The following is a 2473-nucleotide window of genomic DNA, read 5'->3' as shown; positions in this document are numbered from 1 at the left end:
GGCCTTCGTGACTGACCCGGCTTCCTCGACACGGTCCAGGACCATCCGCACCGCGCGGTCCTTCACCTCGGGATCGAACTTCTTCGGCATGAACAACATCCTCTCGAACTCGAAAGGAAGCGGCATCACACCCGGGACGCTTCATTCGGGCCACCGTGGAGTCACGGCAGACCCAAGGCAACCACAGGGCACTGTAATGATGTCGAGGGGTTGCCTGCACCGCACCAACGGTCACCGATGCTGCATAGCCACCATTGCGGCGCGTCTGCTTATCGGATCTCACCCCGGTGGCAGGCGTTGCGCGTGGTCGCGCGCTCATGCCGAGTTACGGGCGGCGCAGAGCCCTATGCGGCGTCACCCAAGGGACTGAGGATTGCTATGCCTTCTGCCCTGCCCACACGGTCCATCGGTCTGTTTCGGTGAGGTTGGTCTCGGGCAGTTCTTGACGGAGTCGGTCGACCAGCTCAGCGAGTTGGTCTTCGTCCAGATCGTGCAGGATGCTGCGCCCGACCCGGTTCCGGATCTCTTCGAGGTACTCCTCGCGCTCCTCGTAGTGCCGGCGTGTCTCGTGCAGGCTGAACACGTCCGTGGCGTTGAAGCCGGCCCCTGTCATGGCACCAAGAACGACCTGGGTTTCGGGGCGACGCCCCTGTTCGACCCGCAGCAGTTGGGGGTGAACCTCGAAGAAGTAGCCGCGCGGGTTGGTGCGGCTCCCGGGCTCAGCCACGTCCTCCATCGTCCTGTCCTGGACGATCAGCCAGCCGCCCGTCCGGAGGATCCGCGCGGCCTCGCGCATGAAACCAGCAAGGTCGTCGAGGTGGTGGACCAGTGCGCGCGCGAAGACCAGGTCGCAGGAGGCGTCCGGGAGGCCGGTCGCATCGGCGGTCCCGATGCGGAAACTTATGCGAGGGTCGTCCCCGACCGCGTCCCGCGCCGACTCGAGGATCGACTCGCTCCAGTCCAGTGCCACCACACTGGAAGCGCCCAGGCGAGCCCATTGCTGGGAGTAGATGCCGCCCCCACAGCCGACATCAACGACGTCGAGCCCCTCAGGGTTCACCAACGCCGTCATCGCGGTGGTCCAACTAGAATGAGCCTCGCGGCCGACGTAGGTGCGGGCGTTGCGCTTGGCATGGAAGTCGATCGGCATGGAGAGCTCCTAAATGTCCCGATATCAAGATATCGGGCTGGCAGCCGTGGTATGGGCGACTCGCTAGGTGTACTTACCGGAGACGTCCATCGTGTTGCCCCGCAGCAGGTGAGCATTGGCATACGACTCCGTGCGACCTGAGGTGAAGTCCGGCTCACGGAGCTATTGTGGCTGTCATGGCGTACACGGCGACCGTTCTTCGCATTCTGATCGCGTCTCCCTCCGACACGGGAGAGGCCAGAGACGCCGTAGAAAAGGCGGTTCATGAGTGGAACCAGGCCAATGCGCAGAACAAGCAGGTTGTCCTCCAGCCATGGCGGTGGGAGACGTCTTCGGTGCCCCAGCTCGGAGGGCACCCGCAGTCCTTCATCAACATGCAGGGTGTTGAGGGGTCGGACATCGTCATCGCACTGTTCGGTGGCCGCCTTGGCTCCCCCACCCCGGAGGCTGTGTCTGGAACTGTCGAGGAGATCGAGCGCGCCGAAGCCCTCGGAAAACCAGTGCACCCCTACTTCTCAACCGCGCCCCTGCCCCATGATGTCGACACGAAACAACTGGAGGGCCTGCGAGAGTTCAAGGCTGAACTCCAGAAGCGTGGGCTCCTTGGAGAGTTCAACACCACCACACAACTGGAACATGAGGTACGGAAGGCAATCGAGTATGACATCGCCCAAATGAAGCTGGCGCCGCTCGCGTCGACTTCCACGACGGCTGGCGTGCGGTTCATCGTGCAGCCACACCAGGAGCGTGAGCACAACGGGTTTTCCCGAAGCGGCCGTCCTCAGTATCGGACTCGTCGCTGGCTCGAGATCACCAATGTGGGAGAACTCGATGCCGAAGAGGTCACGTTTGAACCCGCCATCGAAGACTCGCGAATGTACCTGGCCACGGACGGTACGCCCACCGTCATTCACGCGGGGCAGTCTCGTCGCCTCGGTGTCGAGTTTGCGATGGGTGGTGGTTCTCCAGATGTGCTGCGCGTCCGGTGGCTTGAGGGCGGCGAAGCGCGGGAGAAGGACTTCCACGTCGGCTGATGTTGAGCCGTGATCCAGCTGTTCTCAGGGGGGACTTCGATCAACGTCTCCGGTCAGTACAACTAGGGCGTGTCTGACAATGCCTCCGACCACGCGAGCACAGCATTCAGGACCACAGCGGCCCTGTAGATGATCGCGTACTTGTCATACCGGGTCGCCAGACCCCGCCACTGCTTCAGGTGAGCGTACTGACGCTCGATGACGTTGCGGCCCTTGTAGGCGTCCGCGTCGAGGCCGACGGGGCGCCCGCCGCGGGCACCGCGCCGTCTGCGGTGGCCCTGCTGGTCGG

The 2473-nt window shown here is 63.5% G+C and carries 2 protein-coding genes and 1 pseudogene; 1 reads left to right on the top strand and 2 read right to left on the bottom strand.

All coding sequences use genetic code 11. The features are described from left to right. Positions 1-376 precede the first annotated feature (376 nt). Positions 377-1150, bottom strand: coding sequence for a class I SAM-dependent methyltransferase (locus J1M39_RS07790; RefSeq protein WP_031943889.1), 774 nt, complete (start codon positions 1148-1150; stop codon positions 377-379). A 176-nt stretch (positions 1151-1326) separates the two neighbouring features. Here J1M39_RS07790 and J1M39_RS07785 point away from each other — a divergent pair, with 176 nt between their 5' ends. Next, positions 1327-2184 (top strand): DUF4062 domain-containing protein, encoded by an 858-nt coding sequence (locus tag J1M39_RS07785; RefSeq protein WP_036316260.1) that lies wholly within the window; start codon positions 1327-1329, stop codon positions 2182-2184. 62 nt (positions 2185-2246) lie between these two features. On the opposite strand, the pseudogene J1M39_RS07780 reads toward J1M39_RS07785, so the two are convergent. Further along, positions 2247-2473: pseudogene (locus tag J1M39_RS07780) on the bottom strand (IS5/IS1182 family transposase); the annotation flags it as partial.

The organism is Micrococcus sp. KRD077, from assembly GCF_017168505.1.
Classification (GTDB): Bacteria; Actinomycetota; Actinomycetes; order Actinomycetales; family Micrococcaceae; genus Micrococcus; species Micrococcus luteus.
The sequence above is the reverse complement of the archived record's forward strand: the minus strand, read 5'-3'. Positions and strand labels throughout refer to the sequence as shown.

Coding starts and splice junctions, on each gene's coding strand:
- J1M39_RS07790 (WP_031943889.1), bottom strand. CDS start 1,150: ATGCCGATCGACTTCCATGCCAAGCGCAACGCCCGCACCTACGTCGGC.
- J1M39_RS07785 (WP_036316260.1), top strand. CDS start 1,327: ATGGCGTACACGGCGACCGTTCTTCGCATTCTGATCGCGTCTCCCTCC.